Source organism: Mesorhizobium sp. PL10 (genome assembly GCF_053714315.1).
The window spans coordinates 181,008-203,824 of the sequence record NZ_JBSKBR010000010.1 but is presented as its reverse complement, the minus strand read 5'-3'; the positions used below and the strand labels follow the sequence as shown (position 1 = coordinate 203,824).

The 22,817-nt window shown below is 61.4% G+C and carries 23 protein-coding genes; 10 read left to right on the top strand and 13 right to left on the bottom strand.

Annotation, left to right across the window (positions count from 1 at the left end):
* The first annotated feature begins 246 nt into the window (after positions 1–246).
* A complete protein-coding gene (locus ACWGTO_RS18370) occupies positions 247–1,434 on the top strand; it encodes a DUF2865 domain-containing protein (protein ID WP_454576217.1) in 1,188 nt (395 codons plus the stop codon).
* Here the strand turns inward: ACWGTO_RS18370 and gltX are convergent.
* Positions 1,352–2,725 (bottom strand): glutamate--tRNA ligase, encoded by a 1,374-nt coding sequence (gene gltX, locus ACWGTO_RS18365; RefSeq protein ID WP_454576216.1) that lies wholly within the window; start codon positions 2,723–2,725, stop codon positions 1,352–1,354. The two genes, ACWGTO_RS18370 and gltX, sit on opposite strands and share 83 nt — an antisense overlap.
* A 734-nt stretch (positions 2,726–3,459) precedes the next feature.
* Here gltX and ACWGTO_RS18360 point away from each other — a divergent pair.
* The 4 genes from ACWGTO_RS18360 (at position 3,460) to ACWGTO_RS18345 (ending at position 9,078) form a co-directional block, all read left to right on the top strand.
* Complete coding sequence (locus ACWGTO_RS18360; protein ID WP_454576215.1) at positions 3,460–7,242, top strand: vitamin B12-dependent ribonucleotide reductase; 3,783 nt, start codon at positions 3,460–3,462, stop codon at positions 7,240–7,242.
* A gap of 141 nt (positions 7,243–7,383) precedes the next feature.
* The gene (locus ACWGTO_RS18355) at positions 7,384–8,625 is read left to right on the top strand and encodes an ApeA N-terminal domain 1-containing protein (RefSeq protein WP_454576214.1); all 1,242 of its coding nucleotides are present in this window, start codon (positions 7,384–7,386) and stop codon (positions 8,623–8,625) included.
* 81 nt (positions 8,626–8,706) lie between these two features.
* Positions 8,707–8,811 carry a VOC family protein gene (locus ACWGTO_RS18350; RefSeq protein ID WP_454576213.1) on the top strand — a complete coding sequence of 35 codons (105 nt, stop codon included), beginning with the start codon at positions 8,707–8,709 and terminating at the stop codon, positions 8,809–8,811.
* A gap of 60 nt (positions 8,812–8,871) precedes the next feature.
* Positions 8,872–9,078: a type II toxin-antitoxin system HicB family antitoxin gene (locus ACWGTO_RS18345; RefSeq protein WP_454576212.1), complete on the top strand. Its 207-nt coding sequence runs from the start codon at positions 8,872–8,874 to the stop codon at positions 9,076–9,078.
* 33 nt (positions 9,079–9,111) lie between these two features.
* Here the strand turns inward: ACWGTO_RS18345 and ACWGTO_RS18340 are convergent, their stop codons facing one another.
* From ACWGTO_RS18340 to ACWGTO_RS18330, 3 genes are read right to left on the bottom strand one after another with little or no spacing between them, the layout of a single operon-like run.
* Positions 9,112–9,720, bottom strand: a complete 609-nt coding sequence (locus ACWGTO_RS18340) for a hypothetical protein (protein WP_454576211.1) — start codon at positions 9,718–9,720, stop codon at positions 9,112–9,114.
* Positions 9,721–9,744: 24 nt separating this feature from the next.
* Entirely contained in the window at positions 9,745–10,719 is a 975-nt protein-coding gene (locus ACWGTO_RS18335; RefSeq protein WP_454576210.1) for a DUF3592 domain-containing protein, read from the bottom strand.
* A 21-nt stretch (positions 10,720–10,740) separates the two neighbouring features.
* On the bottom strand, positions 10,741–11,190 hold the full coding sequence (locus tag ACWGTO_RS18330) for a lysozyme inhibitor LprI family protein (RefSeq protein ID WP_454576209.1): 450 nt from the start codon (positions 11,188–11,190) through the stop codon (positions 10,741–10,743).
* A gap of 162 nt (positions 11,191–11,352) precedes the next feature.
* Here ACWGTO_RS18330 and ACWGTO_RS18325 point away from each other — a divergent pair, with 162 nt between their 5' ends.
* Positions 11,353–12,294, top strand: coding sequence for a phosphoribosylaminoimidazolesuccinocarboxamide synthase (locus ACWGTO_RS18325; protein WP_454576274.1), 942 nt, complete (start codon positions 11,353–11,355; stop codon positions 12,292–12,294).
* A 27-nt stretch (positions 12,295–12,321) separates the two neighbouring features.
* Here ACWGTO_RS18325 and ACWGTO_RS18320 read toward each other — a convergent pair whose 3' ends face one another.
* Both ACWGTO_RS18320 and ACWGTO_RS18315 read right to left on the bottom strand, forming a co-directional pair.
* Positions 12,322–12,930, bottom strand: coding sequence for a class I SAM-dependent DNA methyltransferase (locus ACWGTO_RS18320; protein WP_454576208.1), 609 nt, complete (start codon positions 12,928–12,930; stop codon positions 12,322–12,324).
* A 29-nt stretch (positions 12,931–12,959) separates the two neighbouring features.
* Entirely contained in the window at positions 12,960–13,133 is a 174-nt protein-coding gene (locus tag ACWGTO_RS18315) for a hypothetical protein (RefSeq protein WP_185970365.1), read from the bottom strand.
* A gap of 104 nt (positions 13,134–13,237) precedes the next feature.
* Here ACWGTO_RS18315 and ACWGTO_RS18310 point away from each other — a divergent pair, with 104 nt between their 5' ends.
* Complete coding sequence (locus ACWGTO_RS18310) at positions 13,238–14,143, top strand: LysR family transcriptional regulator (protein ID WP_454576207.1); 906 nt, start codon at positions 13,238–13,240, stop codon at positions 14,141–14,143.
* A 49-nt stretch (positions 14,144–14,192) separates the two neighbouring features.
* Here the strand turns inward: ACWGTO_RS18310 and ACWGTO_RS18305 are convergent, their stop codons facing one another.
* Together ACWGTO_RS18305 and ACWGTO_RS18300 are read right to left on the bottom strand one after the other, a co-directional pair.
* Positions 14,193–14,699 (bottom strand): DUF2314 domain-containing protein, encoded by a 507-nt coding sequence (locus ACWGTO_RS18305; RefSeq protein ID WP_454576206.1) that lies wholly within the window; start codon positions 14,697–14,699, stop codon positions 14,193–14,195.
* A gap of 153 nt (positions 14,700–14,852) precedes the next feature.
* The gene (locus ACWGTO_RS18300) at positions 14,853–15,914 is read right to left on the bottom strand and encodes a glycoside hydrolase family 25 protein (protein WP_454576205.1); all 1,062 of its coding nucleotides are present in this window, start codon (positions 15,912–15,914) and stop codon (positions 14,853–14,855) included.
* 321 nt (positions 15,915–16,235) lie between these two features.
* Between ACWGTO_RS18300 and ACWGTO_RS18295 the strand changes: the two genes are divergently transcribed.
* Positions 16,236–17,150, top strand: coding sequence for a hypothetical protein (locus tag ACWGTO_RS18295; RefSeq protein WP_454576204.1), 915 nt, complete (start codon positions 16,236–16,238; stop codon positions 17,148–17,150).
* A 1-nt stretch (position 17,151) separates the two neighbouring features.
* On the opposite strand, the gene ACWGTO_RS18290 is transcribed toward ACWGTO_RS18295, so the two are convergent.
* Positions 17,152–17,349, bottom strand: coding sequence for a hypothetical protein (locus ACWGTO_RS18290; protein WP_454576203.1), 198 nt, complete (start codon positions 17,347–17,349; stop codon positions 17,152–17,154).
* Between the two features lie 118 nt (positions 17,350–17,467).
* Entirely contained in the window at positions 17,468–17,866 is a 399-nt protein-coding gene (locus ACWGTO_RS18285) for a GFA family protein (RefSeq protein WP_454576273.1), read from the bottom strand.
* 198 nt (positions 17,867–18,064) lie between these two features.
* On the opposite strand from ACWGTO_RS18285, the gene ACWGTO_RS18280 reads away from it, so the two are divergent.
* On the top strand, positions 18,065–19,099 hold the full coding sequence (locus ACWGTO_RS18280; protein ID WP_454576202.1) for an isopenicillin N synthase family dioxygenase: 1,035 nt from the start codon (positions 18,065–18,067) through the stop codon (positions 19,097–19,099).
* 54 nt (positions 19,100–19,153) lie between these two features.
* Here ACWGTO_RS18280 and ACWGTO_RS18275 read toward each other — a convergent pair whose 3' ends face one another.
* From ACWGTO_RS18275 to ACWGTO_RS18265, 3 genes are all read right to left on the bottom strand, one after another.
* Entirely contained in the window at positions 19,154–20,110 is a 957-nt protein-coding gene (locus ACWGTO_RS18275) for an alpha/beta fold hydrolase (RefSeq protein WP_454576201.1), read from the bottom strand.
* A gap of 42 nt (positions 20,111–20,152) precedes the next feature.
* Positions 20,153–20,638, bottom strand: coding sequence for an SRPBCC family protein (locus tag ACWGTO_RS18270; protein WP_454576200.1), 486 nt, complete (start codon positions 20,636–20,638; stop codon positions 20,153–20,155).
* A 136-nt stretch (positions 20,639–20,774) separates the two neighbouring features.
* Positions 20,775–21,023, bottom strand: coding sequence for a ParB N-terminal domain-containing protein (locus tag ACWGTO_RS18265; protein WP_006206067.1), 249 nt, complete (start codon positions 21,021–21,023; stop codon positions 20,775–20,777).
* 155 nt (positions 21,024–21,178) lie between these two features.
* On the opposite strand from ACWGTO_RS18265, the gene ACWGTO_RS18260 reads away from it, so the two are divergent.
* Entirely contained in the window at positions 21,179–22,816 is a 1,638-nt protein-coding gene (locus tag ACWGTO_RS18260; protein WP_454576199.1) for a N,N-dimethylformamidase beta subunit family domain-containing protein, read from the top strand.
* Position 22,817 lies beyond the last annotated feature (1 nt).

The window sequence follows — 22,817 nt, the reverse complement described above, 5'->3', positions numbered from 1 at the left end:
GAATTGCAGTGCGGTTCGACGGCTAATCGTGGTCATGCCAGGCCCCGGGGCATTGCTTGATCGAGGGATATTTCCCGAGCGATTGCGCCTTTTTCATGCAGCAGAGATTTTGGCGCGGTTGCGCCTTGTCCGAACACCTCTTGCACCGCGTCTATGGGCTAAGACCATCTTTGGTTGTAGATTGAGGGAACGGTTAACCGCGAATCCGGTAGCATCGCGACAGGCAGGCAAGCGGGGTCTCTAGCAATGACGGGCGGAAAGTGGACGCATTTGGCTGCGCTGCTTGGCGCGCTGGTGCTTTCGGCCGTCGCCACCACAGAACCGCAAGCCGCTTCGCGTGTCTGCCGGCAGCTGGAAGCCGAGCTTGCTTCTTCATCGAATGGCCGCGGCAAGTCCGGAATGGTGCGGAAGTATGACAACGCCATCGCCCGCCAGCTCGAACAATTGTCAAAGGTGCGCGGTCGTGCGAGCGATGCGAATTGCGGGTTTTCGCTGTTTTCGCGCAACGTCAGCCAATGTGCTGCGCTGAACAGCAGCATCGATCGCATGAACGCCAATCTCGATGCGTTGCAAGCCAAGCGCGCGCAGCTTGCCGACGGCGGCTCGCGGCGCGACCGCGGCCGCATCCTGGCCGCGCTCGACGCCAATGGCTGCCGGGACGAGCCCGCGCCGCGCCGGCAGGAGCAAGAAGCCAGCCGCGAACCCGACGACGGCAATCTGTTCGACCAGCTTTTCGGCGGCAACCGGCAGATTGACACGCTCGATCAGCCAGACGATCCCGACGAAGAGCGCAATGTGCGCCGCGTGCTCAACCAGCCCGGCGTGCCGGATTTCCCGACGGTCGGCGGCGAGTTCCATACGAGCTGTGTACGCACCTGCGACGGCTATTTCTTCCCGATGTCGAATTCGGCTTCGCTGGGCGATTTCGAGCGTGATCAGAAAAACTGCGAATCGAGCTGCCCCGGCACCGAGATGCAGGTGTTCTATTCACGCGGCATGGATGACGATTCGGCCAACATGACGTCATCGGTCACCGGCCGTCCCTACAGCGAATTGCCGACCGCCTATCTCTACAAACAACCCGACATGTCGCGGCCGCCGGCCTGCGGTTGCAATGCGCAGGCTGGAAATTTCGAGATCATCGGCGGTAACCCGCCACCGCCCGAACAATCGCAGCCTGACACCCAGGCGACGCCGTTCATTCCGATGCCGGCGGCAAAGCCCGATGCGGGCGCGGATCCGGAGACGCTGGCCAACATGCAAGGCGGGCTCGACGGCGACGCCATCAAACGCCTTGCCGTCAAACCGGTGGTATCGCCGGTGTCGCTGATCCCGCCGGACCAGCGCAAGGTCAGGGTCGTCGGGCCAGCGTTCCTTCCCGACCCAGCAGCGGCAATAGATCTGCAAGCTCCGGCCCGGAAGCAAGTCCGGTAAGCGCCAGCCTCAGAGGCATGAACAGCGCCTTGCCCTTGCGGCCACTGGCTTCCCTGATCCTGGCCGTCCAGTCCTTCCAGACCGTGCCGGTCCATGGCTCTTCCGGCAAGAGGTCGAAAGCCTGCTGCAGGAAGTCGCGATCCTCGTCGGAAAATTCCGGCGCCGGCTGCGGCCCGTCGGCAAGGATACGCCACCAGCCGGCCGCATCGCTCAGCCGGTCGATATTGCCGCGCACCGCCAGCCAGAACGGTTCGGCCTTGTCGCCCGAGATGCCAAGCACAATCAGCCGGTCCTGCGCCACGGCGAATGGCATGTGGTGCATGAGCGCGCGATTGAGCACGAACAGTTCGTCCGGGTCGAACTTGGCGGCCGATTTCGACGTTGCGGCGGGATCGAAGCGCTCGGCGAGTGCCGGCATGTCATGCATGGCCGCGACATTTTCCGAGGTGCCGACAAGCACGGCCAGAGAAGCGACCGCCATGGGTTCGATGCCGTCCTCCCGCAGGCTCTCGATCGACAGCGCACCGCTGCGCTTCGACAGGCCCTCACCCGAGGCCGTGGTCAGCAGATTGTGGTGGCCGAACACAGGCGGCTCGGCGCCCAGCGCCTTGAACAGCGCGATCTGCACGCCGGTGTTGGTGACGTGGTCGTCGCCGCGGATGACGTGGCTGACCCCCATATCGATATCATCCACCACCGAAGGCAGCGTGTAGAGATAGGTGCCGTCCTCGCGCCGCAGCACCGGATCGGACAGCGAGGCGAGGTCGACGGTTTCCTGGCCGCGCACCAGATCCTCCCAGTGGATTTCGGTGCGTTCCGGCTGCAGCGGGTCGCTGGTGAAGTTGGGCAGCAGAAAGCGCCAGTGCGGCCGGCGCCCATCCGATCGATACTCGGCGATCTGCTGCTGCGAAAGCGTCAACGCCTCGCGGCCATAGACCGGCGGCAGGCCGCGCGTGCGGCGCACCTTGCGGCGCAGGTCGAGTTCTTCAGGGGTTTCGTAGCAGGGATAGAGCACGCCCGCCGCCTGCAGCCGTTCAACCACCGCATCGTAAGCTTCGAAGCGCCGCGACTGGTATTCGGTGGCGTCGGGGAAAATCCCCAGCCAGTGCAGGTCGTAGAGAATGGCGTCGGAAAATTCCTGCTTCGAGCGGGCAATGTCGGTATCGTCGAAACGCTGAATGAAACGGCCCTTGTTGTTCATGGCAAACAGCCAGTTGAACAAAGCGGTGCGGGCATTGCCGATATGAATGCGGCCGGTTGGTGAGGGGGCAAAACGGACGGTAACTGTCATGGGCGGGGCGTAACGGATGCTCTTGGAATTGACAAGACGCGCCCCCGCGCGACGCCAAAGACATAATGCACGCCAGCTAAAATGAAAAGGCTGTGAGCCGAATCCGCCCGGGCCTGTCTCCCGGTGAACCGCTCACCAGTGGTGTACGCCGGCAAAACCGGGCTTTCCACAGCCGCTTTCTATCCCCGTTATCCACATATGTGACACACAAGATGTTGGGGTCACAAAAGCTACGTAAACGAATCCTTGACGACGCAAACCGAGTCGCCTTTTATGTGCCATGTGCTCTTGTTGAGGGTGCGACCGGAGAGTTCAGAGCCCGGTCTTTTTTCCCGGATTTTGTGCGTTTTTGCCCAGATTTCCGCCTGTTTACGAGGCTGGCGGAAGCGTTGGGATCGTGGGGCTTGGGGTGACGAAAGGGAGAATTGTCGGACTGGAAAAAATCATCTGTTAACACTATATTTAGTGTTTGCAGGCAGTCTCGACGCTAGATAGTGTGAACCTCCCTCCAGCGAGGGAATCGATCAAAGTTTCAGTTTTGAGGGACCCGCGGGTCGGCCTGCAGCCAGGGTAAGCGCCTGAAGAGGTGTTTGCCAGTTCGCTGCTTGGCGCCCGCGACGAGGAGAGTGTCGGGGTTGCTTGCAGCACCGGCAAACGGCGGACCGTGCTTTTCGCCATGTGGGGCAGAAATCCCTGGGGAAAAGCGCTATATATAGACAAAAGGGATCGGACCAATGCGCATCGAGCGTCGTTTCACCAAGCAAGGGCAATCGGCTTACGCGGAGATCGAATTCCGCAAGGCGCTTTCGGAGATCAAGAATCCGGATGGCTCGGTGGTGTTCCGTCTCGATAACATCGATGTGCCGGCGCAATTCTCGCAAGTTGCCGCCGATATCCTGGCGCAGAAGTATTTTCGCAAGGCCGGCGTGCCTGCGCGCCTGAAGAAGGTCGAGGAGAACGACGTCCCCTCCTTCCTGTGGCGCTCCGTCGCCGACGAGGCCGAGCTGGCAAAACTGCCGGAGGCCGAGCGCTACGGTTCCGAGATCGACGCTCGCCAGGTCTTCGACCGGCTGGCCGGCACCTGGACCTACTGGGGCTACAAGGGCGGCTACTTCAAGTCGGAAGACGATGCCCTGACCTTCCGCGACGAGCTCGCCTATATGCTGGCGACGCAGCGCGTGGCGCCGAATTCGCCGCAATGGTTCAACACCGGCCTGCATTGGGCTTATGGCATCGATGGCCCAAGCCAGGGCCACTACTATGTCGACGCGTTCACCGGCAAGCTGACCAAGTCGAAGTCCTCCTACGAGCACCCGCAGCCACATGCCTGCTTCATCCAGGGCGTGCAGGACGATCTCGTCAACGAGGGCGGCATCATGGACCTTTGGGTGCGTGAAGCGCGCCTGTTCAAATACGGCTCCGGCACCGGCTCCAACTTCTCGCTGCTGCGCGGCGAAGGCGAAAAACTGTCGGGCGGCGGCCGCTCGTCCGGCCTGATGAGCTTCCTCAAGATCGGCGACCGCGCGGCGGGCGCCATCAAGTCGGGCGGCACGACGCGCCGCGCGGCGAAAATGGTCATTGTCGACGCCGACCACCCCGATATCGAGGAATTCATCGACTGGAAGGTCAATGAAGAGCAGAAGGTCGCCTCGCTGGTGACCGGATCCAAGATCGTCAAGAAGCATCTCGAAGCGATCATGAAGGCCTGCATCAATTGCGACGGCAATGCCGACGATTGTTTCGATCCGGCGCTCAACACCGCGCTGAAGCGCGAGATCAAGGCGGCCAAGAAGTCGGCGGTGCCGGAGAACTACATCTACCGCGTCATCCAATTCGCCAAGCAGGGCTACACCTCGATGTCGTTCAAGACCTACGACACCGACTGGGATTCCGACGCCTACCTCACCGTTTCCGGCCAGAACTCCAACAATTCGGTGTCGCTGAAGGACAATTTCCTGCGCGCTGTCGAGGACGATGCCGACTGGCACCTGACCGCCCGCAAGGACGGCAAGGTGCTGAAGACGCTCAAGGCACGCGACCTATGGGAAAAGATCGGCTACGCCGCCTGGGCTTCCGCGGATCCCGGCCTGCATTTCAACACGACGATGAACGACTGGCACACCTGCGCTTCGGCCGGTGCGATCCGGGCCTCCAACCCGTGCTCGGAATACATGTTCCTCGACGACACGGCCTGTAACCTCGCCTCCATCAATCTGCTGCCCTACCGCAATGCCGATGGCACGATCGATATCGCCGCCTATGAGCACACGGTGCGGCTGTGGACCGTCGTTCTGGAAATCTCCGTCATGATGGCGCAGTTCCCGTCGAAGGAGATCGCCAAGCAGTCCTACGAATACCGCACGCTCGGCCTCGGCTATGCCAACATTGGCGGCCTGCTGATGACGTCCGGCATTCCCTATGACTCCGACGAGGGCCGCGCCATCTGCGCCGCACTCACCGCCATCATGACCGGCGTCGCCTATGCCACCTCGGCCGAGATGGCGTCCGAACTCGGCGCCTTCGCCGATTACGACCGCAACGCGCAGAATATGCTGCGAGTCATGCGCAACCATCGCCGTGCCGCCTACGGTGAAAAGGGCGGCTACGAGAAGCTTGCCGTCAACCCGGTGCCGCTGGTCGCTTCCGACCTCAAGCAGCAGGATCTGGCCACGCACGCCAAGGCTACCTGGGACCGCGCTATCGAGCTCGGCGAAGAGCATGGCTACCGCAATGCGCAGGCGACCGTGATCGCGCCGACCGGCACGATCGGCCTGGTCATGGATTGCGACACCACCGGCATCGAGCCCGACTTCGCGCTGGTGAAGTTCAAGAAGCTCGCCGGCGGCGGCTACTTCAAAATCATCAACCGCGCCGTGCCGGAAGCGCTGCGCACGCTCGGCTATTCCGAAAGCCAGATCGCCGAGATCGAGGCCTATGCGGTCGGCCACGGCAACATGAACCAGGCGCCGGCGGTCAACCCCGGCGCGCTCAAGGCGAAGGGCTTTACCGATGAAAAGATCGCGGCGCTGAACGCGGCGCTGAAGTCGGCCTTCGACATCAAGTTCGTCTTCAACCAGTGGACGCTCGGCGCCGACTGGGTGAAGGAGACCTTCGGCTTCACCGACGAGCAGCTCAACGATTTCTCGTTCGAGATGCTGCCGGCGCTGGGCTTCTCGAAGAAGGACATCGAGGCCGCCAACATCCATGTCTGCGGTGCGATGACGCTGGAAGGCGCGCCCTTCCTTAGGGCGGAGCACCTTGCCGTGTTCGATTGCGCCAGCCCGTGCGGCAAGATCGGCAAGCGCTCGCTGTCGATCAACAGCCACATCCAGATGATGGCGGCCGCACAGCCCTTCATCTCCGGCGCCATCTCCAAGACCATCAACATGCCCAATGATGCGACGGTGGAAGACGCCAAGGGCGCCTACATGCTGTCGTGGAAGCTGGCGTTGAAGGCCAACGCGCTTTATCGCGACGGTTCGAAGCTGTCGCAGCCGCTCAATTCGTCGCTGCTCGCCGATGGCGAGGAGGATGAGGACGATGCGGTCGAGCAGTTGATCCAGGCCCCGGCGGCGGCACGTGCGGCGCAGATCACCGAGCGGATCGTCGAGCGCATTATCGAGCGCGTGTCGCGCGAGCAGGAGAAGCTGCCGGGACGCCGCAAGGGTTATACGCAGAAGGCCAAGATCGGTGGCAACACCATCTTCCTGCGCACCGGCGAATATGACGATGGCCGTCTCGGTGAGATCTTCATCGACATGAACAAGGAAGGCGCCACGCTGCGCGGCCTGCTCAACAACTTCGCCATCGCCATTTCGCTGGGCCTGCAATACGGCGTGCCGCTCGATGAATATGTGCACGCCTTCACCTTCACCAAGTTCGAGCCGGCCGGCATGGTGCAGGGCAACGACGCCATCAAGAGCGCGACGTCGATCCTCGACTACGTGTTCCGGGAGCTTGCCATCTCCTATCTCGGTCGCAACGACCTCGCCCATGTCGACCAGTCGGACTTTTCCAACACGGCACTGGGACGTGGCATCAGCGAAGGCAAGACGGACGCGGTCTCCAAAGGCCTGACCCGCGGTTCGCCGGTGAAGCTGGTGTCGCGGGCGGCAAGCAGTGATCCCAAGGGTTTTGCCGGCGGTTCGGCGAGCACCCCTGCCCGCTCGGCGCCCACCGCCTTCTCCGGCTCCAACGTGCTGGCGCTGAAGCCGGCCAGCGACGAGGCGGTCGCCTACAAGCGCGACTATGAGGAGCGGGCCAGGGAGCTGGCCGAGGACATCGCCTTCGAGGAGGTTGTGGACGCGGCTTCCACCGACGCCACCGCAGCGCTGTTCACCGACGCCGCAGCCAATGAAGCGGCCGAGGCCAAGAAACTCGCCGCCGACCGCCGCGCCAAGTCGCTGCTGCAAGGCTACACCGGCAATTCCTGCTCCGAGTGCCAGAACTTTACGATGGTGCGGAACGGGACTTGCGAGAAGTGCGATACGTGCGGCGCGACGAGCGGGTGCAGCTGAGGACGAATAGCTCTATTGCCCCCATCGAAGCTTTTTGTTGTTAAAATTGACCCTGGCGATAGCTGCTCATCGTGCCAGGGTCAATTCTCATTCGATCCAATTCGAGGGTATGAAGGCCATCTCTTTCTAGAAAACTATATTGTGCCTCAGGGTAATTTCTCAGAACTCTCCCTGCCAGAGAAGCTTACGGGAAATTTTCTAAGCATTTTGACCGAAGATGGTCAGTATGCCACCTTTTGCTATCCAAGGTTTGGCAAAAGAACTTGGGCTAATTTTAAATCTCTCCGAGTTGATTTCACCTTCCCATACCTTTTGGACAAGGTAGGGATTGCTGGATCCGAGGATAAATCGGTGACATCCCTGCGAATCTATTCACCGACGCTAGCCAGTATACTTGGAATTAATCCAGTAGAGCAATCCTTTGACATGCCAAACACTGGAGGAAGCGCTAAATTTAAGATAACACGAAGAGAATGGGAGACCTCTGAATACAAGGTTGAAATCAGTGACAAGAGAAATATCGGAAGCTCTTCTGATCGGAGCGAGGTTCATTTTCGATCCGATATTTGCTTGGCAATTACATACAAAACAGCAAGGTCGATTTCGGAGACACTGCACGATCTGCATGCTCTAGACGATTTCTTATCTGTGATATCCGGCACATACGTGAGCATTAAAGATGCCTGTTTGAGCATTCTGCTTGGCGAGAATGGCAACGAAGGCGAGGACGAATTTCATCTTTCGGGATACGATATCGGCTTCTCAAAAAATGCGTTCGTCGACAGACACGAGACCTTAGCTCAGCTACCATTTCAAGCTGACTGGGGGGAGGTGCTGAATAAATTTGTCGAGGAGCGGAGTACGAACGAGGTCGCATTCAAGTGGTTCCGTTCGTCGCAGGTCAAGCAAAGGTATGTTGAAGAAATTTTCTTTTATACTGTGCGGATGGTGGAGAGGTACTTTAAAGCGAAACCTTCCGTCGATGACGACGCGTCCAGAGCGCTGTCGATAATTTTAAATCGGTCAAACGACGACAATTTTCTCGTCGATTTTGTGAATCGGAGGCTTTCTCCGCTCCTTAGTCGCGCTCCCTCGTTACCTCGAACCCTACGCGAACTCTACGCTCGCTTTCCAGAGATGCGCGCTTTCTCAGAGATCAAACCCCAACGAGTTAACTACCTAAGGGGTAAAGAGGCCCACGGAGCCGATACAAACTACGACACCGACGAGTATGTCGATATGGACTACCTATCCAGGTCATTCCTGCTGGCTTTTAGAATTTCAGTTTTGGAGTCTTGCGGCTTTGATCGCCAGGGTATCCTTGATGGTTTGAAAGCAAGAATGAGCAAAGTACGCCACTTACTCAAACCGATGCCGGACTGATCAACCGAGGCGCGCCGAGTTTGTTTTTGCCGATGATGGGCAGCGATCTTAGCTGACAAAATCCTGAGACGATTGAACGTCATGATCGACCACATCACCATCGAATTGAGCGACCTCGATAAGAGCAAGCTCTTCTACGAAAAGGTGATCCAGAGCACTGGTAAGAAGCCGCCGCTCCGTCTGTAGGGGCTGCACCAGGAACACTGAACAGCATCCTCAAGCAGTCCGGCTTAAAGGAGCGATGACATGCGTTACGCTGTGGTGATCGAAAAAGCCGGAAACAATTTTTCCGCTTATGTGCCAGATCTGCCGGGCTGTACTGCGACTGGTGCTACGGTGCCAGAAGTGAAAATCGAACTTCGCGACGCAATACGGTTCCATATCGAGGGCCTGCGCGCCGATGGGCTGGATGCACCGAAAGGCGTCAGCCTCGCAAAATACGTCGAAGCATAGAGACGGACCACGACCAGGATTTTCTGCGCCTACCTACTCTAACACCCTTAGCGTCTGCTCATCGAACAGCGACTCATCCTGTCCTGCCCGCACGAAAAGCACCTTGTGCCCCTCTCCCGCCGGCACCTCGAAATACTGGATGCCATCGGGCATTTCGCCCCAGTCGCCGCAGGGCGGGTCGGGGATCTCGTTGGGGTCGGCCTTCGCTTCCAGCTCTTTTGCGTAGGCGGCGTCGGGGCTGAAGGTGAAGCGCTTGACGCCGGCGGGCACGGTTCCCTCGGTGTAGGGCGTGAGCTCACAGCGGGCGCTGATGGTCCTGTCGGTCTTTTCCAGCAACAGGCGCAGCACTGCGGCCTCGGCGGTTTCGCCTGATTTGACGTCGAACACCTCGACCAGAGGATCAGGCGCGCCGCCATCGCTGTATTTGATGGCAAGCGCATTGCCGACGAATTCGAAATGGATTTTGCGGAAGCCGAAATCGCAGCGCTGCGCCCAGGCGGCCAGACCGACCGTCTTGTCGGTCAGTTTTTCCCAGACACATTTGTCGATCGGCGGTCGCGACGGAGCAGGCTCGTCGGCACGCGCCACGGCCGATGTCAGCGCCGAGACGAAGAGGGCGCAAATCCAGGTGATCGATCTCATCGTGTTATCCATTGCCGCATCCCGTCAAAGAGAAGGCACCAGCCCGACCAGCCGGGCCGCGCCGCCGATAAAGCCCGCCGCGCACAACCACAGCACCCACAACCCGCGCGCCCTGCATTCAAGCACAGCTGACGCCGGGTTTGCCGGGTCGTAGTGCACGTCGACCTTGCTGCCTTCGGCGTAGCGTTGCGCCTGGCCGCTGACGAGGGCCGGTATCGAAGCCAACACGTAGGCGCCGAAAGTGACGCGGGCGGCGGTGTAGCGCCGGCCGGCGACCTCGTAGCTGTAGACGATGCGGGAGCGGAAGACGGGGCGCCAGCGCCGGTAACCGTTGTCGATGCGGACCGTCTCAAGGCCTGACGCATCGATGCGGCCGGCAGTCACCGGCCATTTCGTTGCTCGCTTTGCCAGCACCTTATGGGCGATGCCCATGAGCAGGGCGAACAGGCCGATGAACATGAGAAACACTGCGATGCCGAGGTTTTCCGGCTTGGGCAGATGCGAGCGGATCGCCTCCAGGACACCGCTGAACGAGAACACCAGCAGCGCCGAGCCGATCACCATGCCGGCTGACAGCTTGACCATGAATTTGAAGGCGCCCTCGGGCAAGGTGCGCTCGATCACGGCTTTGCTCGGATCGGCCGGATTGTAGAACACGGTCACCGCGGCGCCGGTAGGAAACTGCGCCAGCGTTTCCTCGACTTCGAAATTCCCCAGATTCTCCTTCACGCTGTAGCGCGAGCCGCGAAATTTCTTGGTCCCCACTTTGTATTCGAAGGTGATGGCGGGAAAATTCCTGACTTCGGTGACCTTTTCGCTGTCGGGGCCAACGCCCGATACGTTCACCTTGCGGGCCTCGACGCGCGAAGAAATGATCTTTCCCCGCGTCGGCAGCCAGTGGCTCATCGCCTGCACCTCGCGCCATTTGACGAAGGTGATGCCCGACAGCACGGCCGCCACCACGCAGACAAATCCGACGATCAGAAACTGCAGTTCCACCCCACCCCCCTTGCCTCTCGATCAATCCCCTATGGCCATCACCGCGACATATCCCTCCAGCTGAAGCGCCCGATCGCGGATGACATTGGTGGTGTCGGCGGCCTGCATCGGCACGAACATCGTGCCTTCCCTGGTTTCGTAGAGCGCGCCTCGCGCCTTGGTCTCGGCATCGCGAAACGCCAGCCATGCGCGCTGCGATTTCTGAAGCTGTCGAGCAGCCTCATGCGGCAGCTTTTGCATCAGCGTCGCATAGGCGGCATTCATCCGCCGATCGTAGTCAGCCGATGCCGCCGCCTCACAATCGGTCTGGCCGGCGGTCGACCCGTTGGCCGGGTCGTTGAGGCAGCGGTCGAGGGTGTCCGCCGTCGGGTCTCGAACGGTCGAGGCCGCAGAGGCTGCTGCCGACGAGATTGCCAGCACCAGCGCTGCCGTGATGGCAAGACGTGTGTGTCCGCGTTCCGCTATCCGCATTTCGCCTCCGAAGCGTGATTGCGCTATTATGAGGAGCCATCGACGCCTGTCCACACAGCACGTTACGCGGCGCCTCTTGCTCGGGTATCGAAGTGCCACCGACTTTGTTAATAGTCGCCCAAAACCTCACGTCGTTGGGAGCCACGACACCGAATGACAGCACTGCGCGTTCTCTCCGATGCCTTCATCCCGGAACTGCCGAACCACTACAAAGGCAAGGTCCGCGAGAATTACGATCTGCCGGATGGCCGCCGCATCATCATCGCCACCGACCGGCTGAGCGCCTTCGATGTCATTTTGACCGCGATCCCGCTCAAGGGAGAGCTGCTGACGCAGACGGCGCGCTACTGGTTCGAGGAAACGGCAGATATCTGCCCGAACCATGTGCTCGATTATCCCGACCCCAATGTCGTCGTCGGCACAAGGCTCGACATATTGCCGGTGGAGATCGTCGTTCGCGACTACCTCGCCGGCACCACCAGCACGTCAGTGCTGACGAAATACAAGAACGGTGAGCGCGATATGTATGGCATCCGATTGCCGGACAGACTGCGCGACAATGAGAAGCTGCCTCAGGCCATCGTCACGCCGACCAGCAAGGCGCTCGATGGCGGTCATGACGAGCCGTTGACGCGCGACGATATCCTGACGCGCGGCCTGTTGTCGGAAGAGCAATGGGACACCGTCTCGCGCTATGCACTGGCGCTGTTTGCGCGCGGCAAGGCGCTGGCCGCTGAACGCGGCCTGATCCTGGTCGATACAAAATATGAGTTCGGCACGAACAGGGATGGCACCATCATCCTTGCCGATGAAATCCATACACCCGACTCAAGCCGCTACTGGCTCGCCGAAAGCTACGAACAGCGTTTCGAGGCTGGCGAGCGGCCGCAGAGTTTCGACAAGGACTTTATCCGCGCCTGGGTCACGGCGCGCTGCGATCCCTACACGGACCGTATTCCGAAAATCCCGGCCGAGCTCATCGAGCAGACGTCACGGGTCTATACCCAGGCCTATGAAACCATCACCGGCAAAACCTTCGTCCCCGATCTGTCTGGCAAGACGGTGCTCGACCGCATTCGCGAGAACCTGAAGCCATACTTCTGACCGGTGGCGGCAGCAGCCCACAACGCGTCATGTCGGCCTCACCGCCAGGAAGGTGGTCCACTCTTCGCGATCGCGGCCAATGTTGAATTCGTCGCCGACAAGGACCAGACCGGCGGCTTCGAGGCGGGCGACGAAATCGTCCCTGCGCCAGTAGACCGTGTGATATTCGCCGCTTGTCTCGCCATCGCCAATGCGCATCGAGACGAGGAAGGCGCCGCCTGGCCGAAGCGATCCGGCTATCTTGGCAAGCACCTGGTCGGTCTGCTCGCGCGGCACATGGATCAGGACGCAGAGCGCCAGGACTGCGTCGTAGGGGCCGCCGAGATCGTCGGTGATGAGATCGAGAAACTCACCGTGCTTGCCGCGAGCGGCCTGGAGCTCCAGAAACCGCTTTGTCGCATCGGTGCGCCGGACATTGGCGCCGAGCCCCTCGACGAAGTCCGCATCATATCCAGGTCCCGACCCGACCTCCAGAACCCGGCCGCCTTTGCCGGCAATCTTCACCAGGCGCTTCAGCCATTTCTGTTCTCTTTGGTTCGGAACATGCCTGACCAGTGCATCGTAGCGTTCGGCATAGTCTTCATAGGCGTTGATCGTCTGGCGGCTCTTGGCCAAGTCCTCGGACAGCACGGTCATCATTCCCTCCCTTGGTCAAAAGAGCTTGCTTAGCGAATGGTGCCGGGAGGGACGCGTCCGTCAAGCATACCGATATCCCTGAGGAAATGATCCGACAGCGAGCGGTGGTCGAGCAGGCCGCGCTTGCGGGGTCTGAACGGCGCGGTGAAGAGGTCGAGCACCGGGCGGCGAAGCGTGTTGTAGAGAGCGATGGTGGTGGTCATTGCCGTTTCCTCCAGGGTTCGGTTTGATGAACACAACATGCCGTTTTCCGGTCTTGGTTTCCAATCGAACGTCGCGTAGTATGCATCAGGAGGATTGATGCGTCATGAGCTGGGAGCTGCCACCATTAGGAGCCATCAGGGTCTTTGAAGCCGCCGCGCGACTGGGCAGTTTCACCAAGGCTGCCGAGGAGCTCGGCATGACCCAGTCCGCCGCCAGCTATCAGATCAAGGTTCTGGAAGAGCGAGCGGGAACGCCGCTTTTCATAAGAAAAACAAGGCAGATTGCCCTGACCGAAGCCGGGCAGCAGCTGGCGCCGCACGCATCCGGTGCGTTCTCGGCGCTGGCTGATGCATGGGTCGCCACCAAGGGCGGAGCGACCGGCGTGCTGTCGGTGACGACCATGGAGACCTTTGCAACGAACTGGCTCGCCGTGTGGCTTGGAACATTCCAGCTGATGCATCCCGACTTGGCCGTGAAGGTGAACACATCGCATGGCCTGGTCGATTTCACGCGCGGCGACATGGACGTCGGCATTCGCACCGGCGGCGGAAAATGGGCCGGCCTGACGGCCCACTATTTGTTCAAGGCCGACTACACGCCGATGCTCAGCCCAAAGCTCGCCGAGAGCGTCGGCGGCATCCACCGTCCCGAGGATCTCTACAAGGTGCCGCTCTGCTGCGCCGACGATCCCTGGTGGAAAATCTGGTTCGAAGCCGCCGGCGTATCTTACGAGCCCGATCGCATCATCGCAGGCCCTAAGCTGGGTACGCAGGCCTATGACGCAATGGCGGCCCTGACCGACAAGGGCGCAGCGATCCTTACCAAAAATCTCTACAGCGCCCTGTTGGAAAAGCGCCAGTTGATACAGCCATTCGACGTGCTTGGATCGGATGGCGACGGCTATTGGCTGGTGCACCTGGAGAACCGCCGCAACACCCCCAAGATCAAGGTGTTTCGCGACTGGGTGCTGGCGCAAACCGCGGAAATACGCGAGCGCGAAAGGCGGTAGGCCCGGAGGGTTCTCCCTTCTCCCCCTGTGGGAGAAGGAAGAAATGCCTCTAATCCTTGAAGGTCAGCCCGTATTTTGCAACCTGCTCCTTCGGCATGTCCGCAAGCGCCTGGCGGGTTGTGTAGCCGCCGTAGATCACCTTGCCGTTCTTGATCATCCAATCCTCGACGTCGGCTTCGGCCACCGTCATCCTGTCGCCCATCTTGTATTTGTTGCCGTTGACCGGCACGTCGGCGAGCAGGCCGATATAGGAGCCGTCGCTGTAGCCGACCAGCTGCAGCCAGATATGCTCGGTGGCGCCGTTCTGGGTCAGCGGGAATTTTACCGTGTAGGTGCCGGGCGTGCCGGCAGCCATCAATTCGTGGAAGCGCTTGAGGGTAGAGCGGCCGCTGTTCTTGGCAGCCTGCATCGCCTCGTCCTCGGTGGAATAGGAAACGACGTTTTGCTTCGACTCCGCCAGCGAAGCGCCATTGCCGCCCGGCATATGCCCGAGCGCATTGAAAAATCCGTAGCCGACGGCGGCGACAACAGCGATGGCCACAATTGGATTGCGCATGAACCCCTCCGAACCCGATCACGGGCACGTTACCGGAGGGCTGTTGCGATACAGCTAAAGGACAGGGTGAGCGGATCGTTAGCGAAAAGCGAAAAATTCAAGCCAAGGCACCCAAACGGCCACGGTGCTGCCGACGATAGCGCGCGCGAGCCCTCAGTTGGCGTCGGCTATGGTCGTCTGTCCACCTGCCCATGCCCGCCAGGCGCGCTCGTCGCCATGGAAGACGTTGAGGTCGATGCGGCCGGTCACGCCATGCGACAGGCCGGAGCCGGAATACTGCCAGAACAGCCATTTGCGGCCCGGATAGACCTTGGACGGGTGCCGCGCCACCGCGCGCAGCCAGAACGGATAGTCGAGAAAAGCGCCCTTGAGATTGTCGCGGTAGAAATCCGGGCTGGTGTAGATGATAGGCCGCTGGCCGTAATGGCGCTCGAGCTTGTCCATGAACACCTGCATCTTCTCCAGCACCGTCGCGCGCGAAGGCCGCCGCTTGCAGGAGGACTCGCCGTTCCATTCGACATCGATCACCGGCGGCAGCGCGCCGTCCATCTTCGGCACATTGCGGATGAACCAGTCGGCCTGCTCGCCGGCGGTGCGGCACCAGTAGAAGAAATGATAGGCGCCGCGCTTCAATCCGGCGGCGTCGGCATTGCGCCAGTTCTTCATGAACATCGGATCGAGATGGTCGCCGCCATCGGTCGCCTTGATGTAGGCGAAGTTGGCGCCCTGAGCGCGCAGCTTGCTCCAGTTGACGTTGCCCTGCCAGCGCGAAACGTCGACGCCGTGCACGGCGAGATAGCGCGGCGACGCCTTGCCGAAGTTGATCGGCTTGGCATCGCGAAAGCCGTAGCGGGTCAACGGCGAGGCCAGCATGGCAGGCGCCGCGCGGGTCAGCCGCTTCGGCGGAGACATCAAGGCAACCGGCTCGACCGGCGGCTCGGCGTTTTCCTGAGGTGTGTCCGCCACGATCGCCTCTTCTTCCTCGACCATGGAAAAGGGCGGCGCATTGTCGGCCACAGCGTTGTCGGCCACCATGTCGGACCGCATTGGTGCTAGTTCGGCCACCGCCGGAGCCGCTGCGACCGGCGCTCTTGGCCGCACGACCGAACTGGTCGTTTCGTTCGACGGCTGCAAGGCATCGACGCCCGCTGTGGACGAGCAGCCGGCAAGGCACAGCGATGCCACCATAAAACTGACGACGCCTGAAATCCGCATCTGGACCTGTACGCAAAACACAACAGACCGATGGCAAACAGACGCCGCCGGACAAACCGGCTTCGATTACTAACGATAAATTACCAATAAAGTTTGAATCGAATATTAGCCATAAGCCAAATCTTCCTTCTCCCTTGTCGAGCCCGAAGGGAGAGCGCAGCGGCTGACTGGCTCCGGGCGACGCTTCAGAACCGAGACTGATTGATGGTGCCAGGAAATGTCTCGGCTGAGGCTCCAGCTCACCATCCCGCTTGACAAGTCCCGTGTTAATACTACCCTGCGCTTACCTTACATTGTAAGGTTACGAACCGGGAGGAAACCATGTCGTCCGCCGCTCTGTCCGAATTGCAGCCGGTTGCCCTGCCCGAACCGCATCAACCCGCCATCGCAATGGAGGACGTCTCCCGCGATTTCAGCCGCGCGATCGAACGCGCCGAGGTCAATGCCTGGCTCGACCTCTATCGCGCCGTACCGGCCGACTTTGCCGCGCGGCTCGGACTGGCGATTGCCGAAGGCGGCGATCTGGTCTGGACCACATGCACGGCAATCCCGTTCATCCATTTCAACTGCGTCAAGAATATCGGCGTCGATGGCCCGGCCAGCGAGAACCAGCTTGACGCGCTGTTGGCGCATTACCACGCCGCCGGCATTGCGAGGCCGTGGTTCTATGACAATCCGCACGCCGAGCCTTCTACGCTCAGATGCTGGCTCGAGGCGCGCGGCCTGCAGCGCCTGAGCGGTTGGGAACGGATTTTTCGCGAGGCAGCACCTCTGGCGGCTGAACCGCTTTTCCTGATCGAGGGCGTTTCGGTCGAGCAGGTGACGCGGGCAACGGCAAGCGAATGGGCAGGCTTCATCGACAGCCAGTACCGGCTGCCGACCTCACCATGGCTTAAGGCGCTGGTCGGCCGACAGGGCTGGCATCATTACATTGCGCGGCGGGACGGCGTCGCGGCCGCGGTGCGCTCGCTGTTCATCGGCGCTGACGGCACGGCCTGGAGCGGCATCGACGCGCCGGTACCCGGCATCATGGCGCCAAGCTTCGATCTCGATGCCATGCTCGGCGAAGCCATGGTGCGCGACGGCCTTGCGGCCGGCGCGAAACTGTTTGTCGCCGACATCGAGGCGCCGCACCCCGACCGCGACGGCCCGGCCTATCGCAACTATGCGCGGCTCGGATTCAAGCTGGCCTATTTTCGCAGCCATTACAGCTATTTGCCGGCAAGTTCGGGCTGACCTACCTGCCCAGCCATTCCCGCAGGCAGGTCTTGGCCACCACATGCGCCGGCGGCACCGACGGCTCGTCGGCGGCGGGGCGGCGGTGGCGTTCGAGCAGGAGGCGCACCTGTTCGGGACGCACGCGATCACGCTCCATCACAAGCAGGACCATCGGATCGCTCAAAAGCTCGTCCAGGGTGTTGATTCTGTCGCTCATCGGTCGTCTCCTCGAATACCGGGCCCGCAGCCGATAGATAGGCAGGCAATCATGGCCCGCCAATGACGCTTTGCCGGCTATGTCGTGTTTTCGGGATTAATTTCCGATAAGACCTGCGTCAGTTCGGAGGCGGCGCACCTTCATGTTGCGGCAGCCCGTCATCGAGCCGCAGCCAGGGCTGCTTCGAGGCCGTCCACATATGCATTTCGGGCTTGAACAGCGAGGGATCGTCGAGCGAGCCGGTGGTGATGCCGACGATGCCGGCGGAATCGCGCCGGGAAAACAGCGTCGTGCCGCACGCGGCGCAAAAGCCGCGCTTGAGGTCCGCAGAGGTGTTGACCGTCGCCACCTGGCCCTCGACGGTGACGTCATCGATGCGAAACAGCAGACGCGCGTTGAAGGCCGCGCCGATGACCTTCTGGCAGCGCCGGCAATGGCAGACGCGCTGATTGACCGGCGGCGCCTCAGCACCATAACGCACCGCCCCGCACAGGCACCCACCCTCATATTTCGCCATCATCTGAACCCGTCGCGCTGGAGATCCCCGGAAAGTATCGACTGGCAGCTTTCGGTCAATTGAAAAGCCCTGATGGCGCTATCGATTGCGCTGATACGACCGATGGGCTGTTGCTGGCCCAACGCAGGGAGCGGCGAAGCATTGACAGCCAGCCGGCGGCCGCGCCTGTTTTATCGCAGGGCCGACCGGGAGGAAATCATGGCGCAGGACATCGAAACCATTGCGGTCGCGGATCTGTTCGGACCGCCCTCGCCCGGCCGCGACCACACCGATGCGCGGATCATGGCTGCCGCCTCCGGCATCGGTTTCATGGCGATCCGGGATTTTCCTGGCGACGACTGGCTGACACGGGACAAGCGATTGCTGCTGCTCAATATCTTCACCCTGCCCGACGCGGAGAAGGCAAAGCTGCTTCGCTGGAATTTCGATCGCACGAAGAAGAACGTCTATCGTGGGTGGTTCCCACTGCAGCCGACGGCCGTCTCCTACAAGGAAGGCATCGATATAGGCCCGGACATTGCGCATGCACCCACTGACGCCGCCGACGATGCGGGCGACCCGCTGCGCGAGCCGACTCCATTGCCGTCCGACGCGGCGCTGCCTGGCTGGCGCGCTTCTGCCGCACAGTATTACCTGGCCATGGAAGCGCTCGGCAACGCGCTGATGCGCTCGATCGCGCGCGGGCTCGATCTGCCGGAAACCATCTTCGATGCGGATTTCGACGGCGGCATCTCGACGTTGCGGCTGATCCGCTATCCCTTGCGCGACGCCAACAGCGGTGTCGATCTGAGCGGGCCGGAGTTTTCCGTCGTCCACAAGGGCGAGACGCGCACAGTTATCGGCCGCGAACATGCCGATTCCGGCTTCGTCACGCTGCTAGCGCAGGACGGCGTCGAGGGGCTGCAAGCCAAAAACCTTGCCGGCGAGTGGATCGACGTGCCGCCCGCCGACAGCACGCTGGCGGTCAATTTCGGCCAATTGCTCGAGCGCTGGACCGGCGGGCGGGTACGGGCGACGCGGCACCGGGTGATCGCACCGAAGACGGCACGGTTCTCGATCCCGTTCTTCTATGAGCCGCGGGTCGATGCGGAGATCGCGCCGTTGCCGCTGGCAGATGCGGCGCCCTTCGAGCCGTTCCTCTATGGCGATTATCTCTGGGACTCCGCCACGACCTTCGTCGAGATGAGCGGCATTAAGCATTTGCGCGCGCCGCGCCGCGCCAAAGCTTCGTAATTCGGCCAAAAACCGACCGCCTCGCAGAGACGGCCGGCAGCATTCTGGGCAGAGCTACCTGGTTTCGCTCACGACCTCATCCCAGGTCTTCACCTTGGTCTCGCCATTGAGGAAGGGCGGTGCGGCGGCGGTCAGTTCCGGCGCGAAGAAGACGTCGTAGTGGGTGCGGTTGGGGATGATGGCCAACCGGTTCTGCGACAGGTTTTCCCGCATCCAGCCAGCGTCCTTCAACCCGCCGCCGAGCATCTGGTAGAACTTGATCTCGTGCTCGGGCTTGTACATGTCGCTGTCGCCATAGGCGAGCATGACCGGCATCTTCAGCTTCGCGACATCGGCCGAATAGTCGTAGTCCTTGCGCATGAAATTGCCGAGCGCGTCGAGCAGTTTTGGGAAATCCTGTGGACGCGGCGCCACCGCGACGTAGGATTTGTACATCGGCGTGTCCTTCATGAACTCGGCCGCCGCCGCGCTCACGTGCGCCTGCTGCGGACGCATTTCGTCATAGAAGCCATCGGGAGAAAAGCCGGTCGATACCAGCACCAGCCGGCGCACCGCTTCGGGATGCTGGACCGCCATGCGAAAGGCGACGCCGCCGCCCAGGGAATAGCCCAGCACGTCGACCTTGTCGTAGCCGAGCGCCTTGACGATTGCCGCCATATCGTCGCCCATCGCTTCCAGCGTGAAGGGCCGCTCGCCGAGCGCGGTACGGCCGTGGCCCTGCAGGTCGACGGCAATGATGGTGCGGTTCTCCGCCAGTTTCGGCAACAGCGGCGCGAACATGTCGGACGTGCCGAGGCCGCCATGCAGCAGAAGCAGCGGTTCGCCCTTACCGTAAACGGCATAGTAGTAGTTGAGGCCGCCGATCGGCAGCAGACCGGATTTTTCCGGTTTCGACAGTGCGCTGAACTCGGTGGTCATGGCGGGCTTTGTCTCCTCTGCATTGGTAAGGCCGGGTGCTGCGAACAAAGCTGCAACCGAGGCAAGAATGGCGAAAAGGGTCGATCTGGACATGTCAGCCTCCTCCGGTGTCGGGGTCAAATAGGGGTTGCGGATTCAAAGGGTCTTGGCGAGTTCTTCGAGTTGCTCGGTGCACTGGCCCCAGCCCTCGTGAAAACCCATCTTCTCGTGCTGCTCGCGGTCGGCAACGCTCCAGTGCCTGACCCGGGCGATGTAGCGGGTCTTGCCATTGCCTTCGTCCTCGAAGGTCAGCACGACAGTCATGAACGGCTTTTCGGACGGCTCCCAGGCGCTGGTGTAGGCATCAGTGAAGACGATCTTTTCGCCGGGAACGACATCGAGGAAGACGCCGGGATTGGGAAATTCGTTGCCGTCGGGACCGGCCATGACGACCAGGCTGGAGCCGCCGCTGCGCACGTCCATTTCGGCGCGCGGCGTCGTCCATGGCTTGGGTGAAAACCACTGCGTCACCAGCTTCGGCTCGGTCCAGCAGCGATAGACGCTCTGGCGCGGCGCATCGATGATGCGGCCAAGCACCAGTTCGCGGTCGTTAGTCGGGGCGATGTCGAGCTTGGTGGTCATGGAAACTCCTCGTTGTCTTGGTTGGATTTGGATTCTGCCCAAGGACGAGCGGGCACGCCACATGCCGACACGCTCCGCAAAAAATCTGGCGGAGCGTCGATCGGCCGGCTGTCATTGATTGGGCGGAGGCTGAGCCTCAGTGGCGCTTGGCCTGTACCAGATAGGCGTCGATCTCGGTCTCGCCGAGCCATTTGGCGGCTTCCAGCCGATGCAGGCCTTCGACCAGGATATGGCGCTTGCCGTCATGGCGGACCTGGATCGGCATCTTCATGCCGTTTTCCAGAATGTCTTCGGCGAGATGGCGGACGGTTTCGGGATGCAGCGTCTTCTTGCGCGCCGTCGGCACGTAGATGTCGTCGACCTTGACCTTCTGCACTCTCAGCATGCTGGCTCCCCAGACGGAAAATGCCGCCTTGCCTGAGATAGTCGCTTTGGCGGGAGCGGCCAAGAGCGGCCAGGCAACTGCTGGCCCGATCGTTTCCATTTGACGCTTGCCCGGGAGATGGCCGAAATGGCGGCCTTCGATCGTTTCCGGTATCCATGACCCAACTGCCGACCGAATTCCCCGATTTCGGACTGACGCCCGAGCAGCGCCGCGAGGCGGTGCGCGGCCATTATTACGAATGGCCGGGGATGGACGGCGAGCGCGGCGAGATCTGGTCCTATTCCGACCGCTTTTCCTACCGCGCCGGTGAAACCGTAACGCTGCATGTCACTTCGACCGCGCCGCGCTTCAACATCACCATTGTGCGCGACGGCGGTAGCGAGATAAAAATCTTCGGGCAAACGGGTCTGTCGGCGCGCTGGCAGGACACGCCTGACCAGTGCTCGGTTGTAGGCTGCGGCTGGGAAGCGTCTTTCGAATTTCGCATCGGCGACGACTGGCCCTCCGGCGCCTATCGCCTCACGCTGACGGCGGAGGGCCGGGACGGCAAGCCGATCCATTGCCACCATCTCATCATCGTCGCTCCTCTGCCCGGCAAGAAACCTGGCCGTGTGCTGCAAGTGGCGGCGACGGGAACCTGGCTTTCCTACAACACCTGGGGCGGCTCCAATGCCTATCAGGGCATCACCGGGCCGGGCCGCGACCAGTATGCGCGCATGGTGTCGACGCAGCGGCCCTGGTGCCGCGGTTTCGTGGTGCTGCCCAAGGATGCGCCGCGGGTTCCGCTGGAGGTCGCGGTGCCGACGAAGACGGTGCCGCGCTATCCCCATATGGAATGGGCTTATGCCACCGGGCATTCGAAGAAATACGCGTCGTCCGGCTGGGCTAGCTACGACAGCCACTTCTTCCGCTTTGCCGAGCGCGCCGGCTATCACGTCGATCTCGCCAGCCAGCACGATCTGCACTTTTCGCCCGAAATCCTCGACGGGTATGATTGCGTCGTCTTCGTCGGCCATGACGAATACTGGACCTGGGAAATGCGCGATGCGGTCGACAACTACGTTGAACGCGGCGGCCATGCGGCGCGCTTTGCCGGCAATTTCATGTGGCAGACCAGGCTGGAAGACGAAGGCCGCCGGCAGGTCTGCTACAAATACCGCGCTCGGGCCGAGGATCCCGCCTACAGCAGTGACGTAACCCGCGCGACCAATTCCTGGGAGGCGCCGGAGATTGGTCGCCCCGGGGCAATGACCTTCGGCCTCAACGCGACACGCGGCGTCTATGCCGGCTGGGGCGGCTGCGCGCCGCGCGGCGTGCGCGGCTTTCCGGTCTACAGGCCCGAGCACTGGGCGTTTGCCGGCACCGGCATCTACTATGGCGACCTGCTCGGCGCCGACAGCCATGTCTATGGCTATGAGGTCGACGGGCTCGATTTCGAGATCCGCGGCGGCCTGCCCTATCCAACACCGGCCAGCGGCGCGCCCGACGGCTTGCAGGTGCTGGCCGTAGGCATGGCAAGCCAGGTCGAGGAAAGCGCCGACATCCCGATCAAGGACCAGTTTTTGACCGACGAGGACGGCCGCTTCACCGCCGAGGCGCTGTTTGGGGAGCCAAGCGACGCCAATCTGGAAAAAGTCAAACGCGGCAATGGCATGATCGTCAATTTTCAGCGCGGCAAGGGCGAGGTCTTTCACGCTGGAAGCTGCGAATGGGTCGCCGGCCTCTTAAGGCAGGACCCGATGGTCGAGCGTGTGACCAGGAATGTAATCGATCGCTATCTCGGAAAGTTCTGAC

Bases quoted from the DNA above. Each gene is read 5' to 3' on its own strand.
- ACWGTO_RS18310 (WP_454576207.1), top strand. From the start codon at position 13,238: ATGAGCTGGGAGCTGCCACCATTAGGAGCCATCAGGGTCTTTGAAGCC.
- ACWGTO_RS18290 (WP_454576203.1), bottom strand. From the start codon at position 17,349: ATGAGCGACAGAATCAACACCCTGGACGAGCTTTTGAGCGATCCGATG.
- ACWGTO_RS18270 (WP_454576200.1), bottom strand. From the start codon at position 20,638: ATGACCACCAAGCTCGACATCGCCCCGACTAACGACCGCGAACTGGTG.
- ACWGTO_RS18285 (WP_454576273.1), bottom strand. From the start codon at position 17,866: ATGGCGAAATATGAGGGTGGGTGCCTGTGCGGGGCGGTGCGTTATGGT.
- ACWGTO_RS18260 (WP_454576199.1), top strand. From the start codon at position 21,179: ATGACCCAACTGCCGACCGAATTCCCCGATTTCGGACTGACGCCCGAG.
- ACWGTO_RS18300 (WP_454576205.1), bottom strand. From the start codon at position 15,914: ATGCGGATTTCAGGCGTCGTCAGTTTTATGGTGGCATCGCTGTGCCTT.
- ACWGTO_RS18275 (WP_454576201.1), bottom strand. From the start codon at position 20,110: ATGTCCAGATCGACCCTTTTCGCCATTCTTGCCTCGGTTGCAGCTTTG.
- ACWGTO_RS18330 (WP_454576209.1), bottom strand. From the start codon at position 11,190: ATGCGGATAGCGGAACGCGGACACACACGTCTTGCCATCACGGCAGCG.
- ACWGTO_RS18315 (WP_185970365.1), bottom strand. From the start codon at position 13,133: ATGACCACCACCATCGCTCTCTACAACACGCTTCGCCGCCCGGTGCTC.
- ACWGTO_RS18360 (WP_454576215.1), top strand. From the start codon at position 3,460: ATGCGCATCGAGCGTCGTTTCACCAAGCAAGGGCAATCGGCTTACGCG.
- gltX (WP_454576216.1), bottom strand. From the start codon at position 2,725: ATGACAGTTACCGTCCGTTTTGCCCCCTCACCAACCGGCCGCATTCAT.
- ACWGTO_RS18305 (WP_454576206.1), bottom strand. From the start codon at position 14,699: ATGCGCAATCCAATTGTGGCCATCGCTGTTGTCGCCGCCGTCGGCTAC.
- ACWGTO_RS18265 (WP_006206067.1), bottom strand. From the start codon at position 21,023: ATGCTGAGAGTGCAGAAGGTCAAGGTCGACGACATCTACGTGCCGACG.
- ACWGTO_RS18345 (WP_454576212.1), top strand. From the start codon at position 8,872: ATGCGTTACGCTGTGGTGATCGAAAAAGCCGGAAACAATTTTTCCGCT.
- ACWGTO_RS18295 (WP_454576204.1), top strand. From the start codon at position 16,236: ATGTCGTCCGCCGCTCTGTCCGAATTGCAGCCGGTTGCCCTGCCCGAA.
- ACWGTO_RS18340 (WP_454576211.1), bottom strand. From the start codon at position 9,720: ATGAGATCGATCACCTGGATTTGCGCCCTCTTCGTCTCGGCGCTGACA.
- ACWGTO_RS18370 (WP_454576217.1), top strand. From the start codon at position 247: ATGACGGGCGGAAAGTGGACGCATTTGGCTGCGCTGCTTGGCGCGCTG.
- ACWGTO_RS18350 (WP_454576213.1), top strand. From the start codon at position 8,707: ATGATCGACCACATCACCATCGAATTGAGCGACCTCGATAAGAGCAAG.
- ACWGTO_RS18280 (WP_454576202.1), top strand. From the start codon at position 18,065: ATGGCGCAGGACATCGAAACCATTGCGGTCGCGGATCTGTTCGGACCG.
- ACWGTO_RS18320 (WP_454576208.1), bottom strand. From the start codon at position 12,930: ATGACCGTGCTGTCCGAGGACTTGGCCAAGAGCCGCCAGACGATCAAC.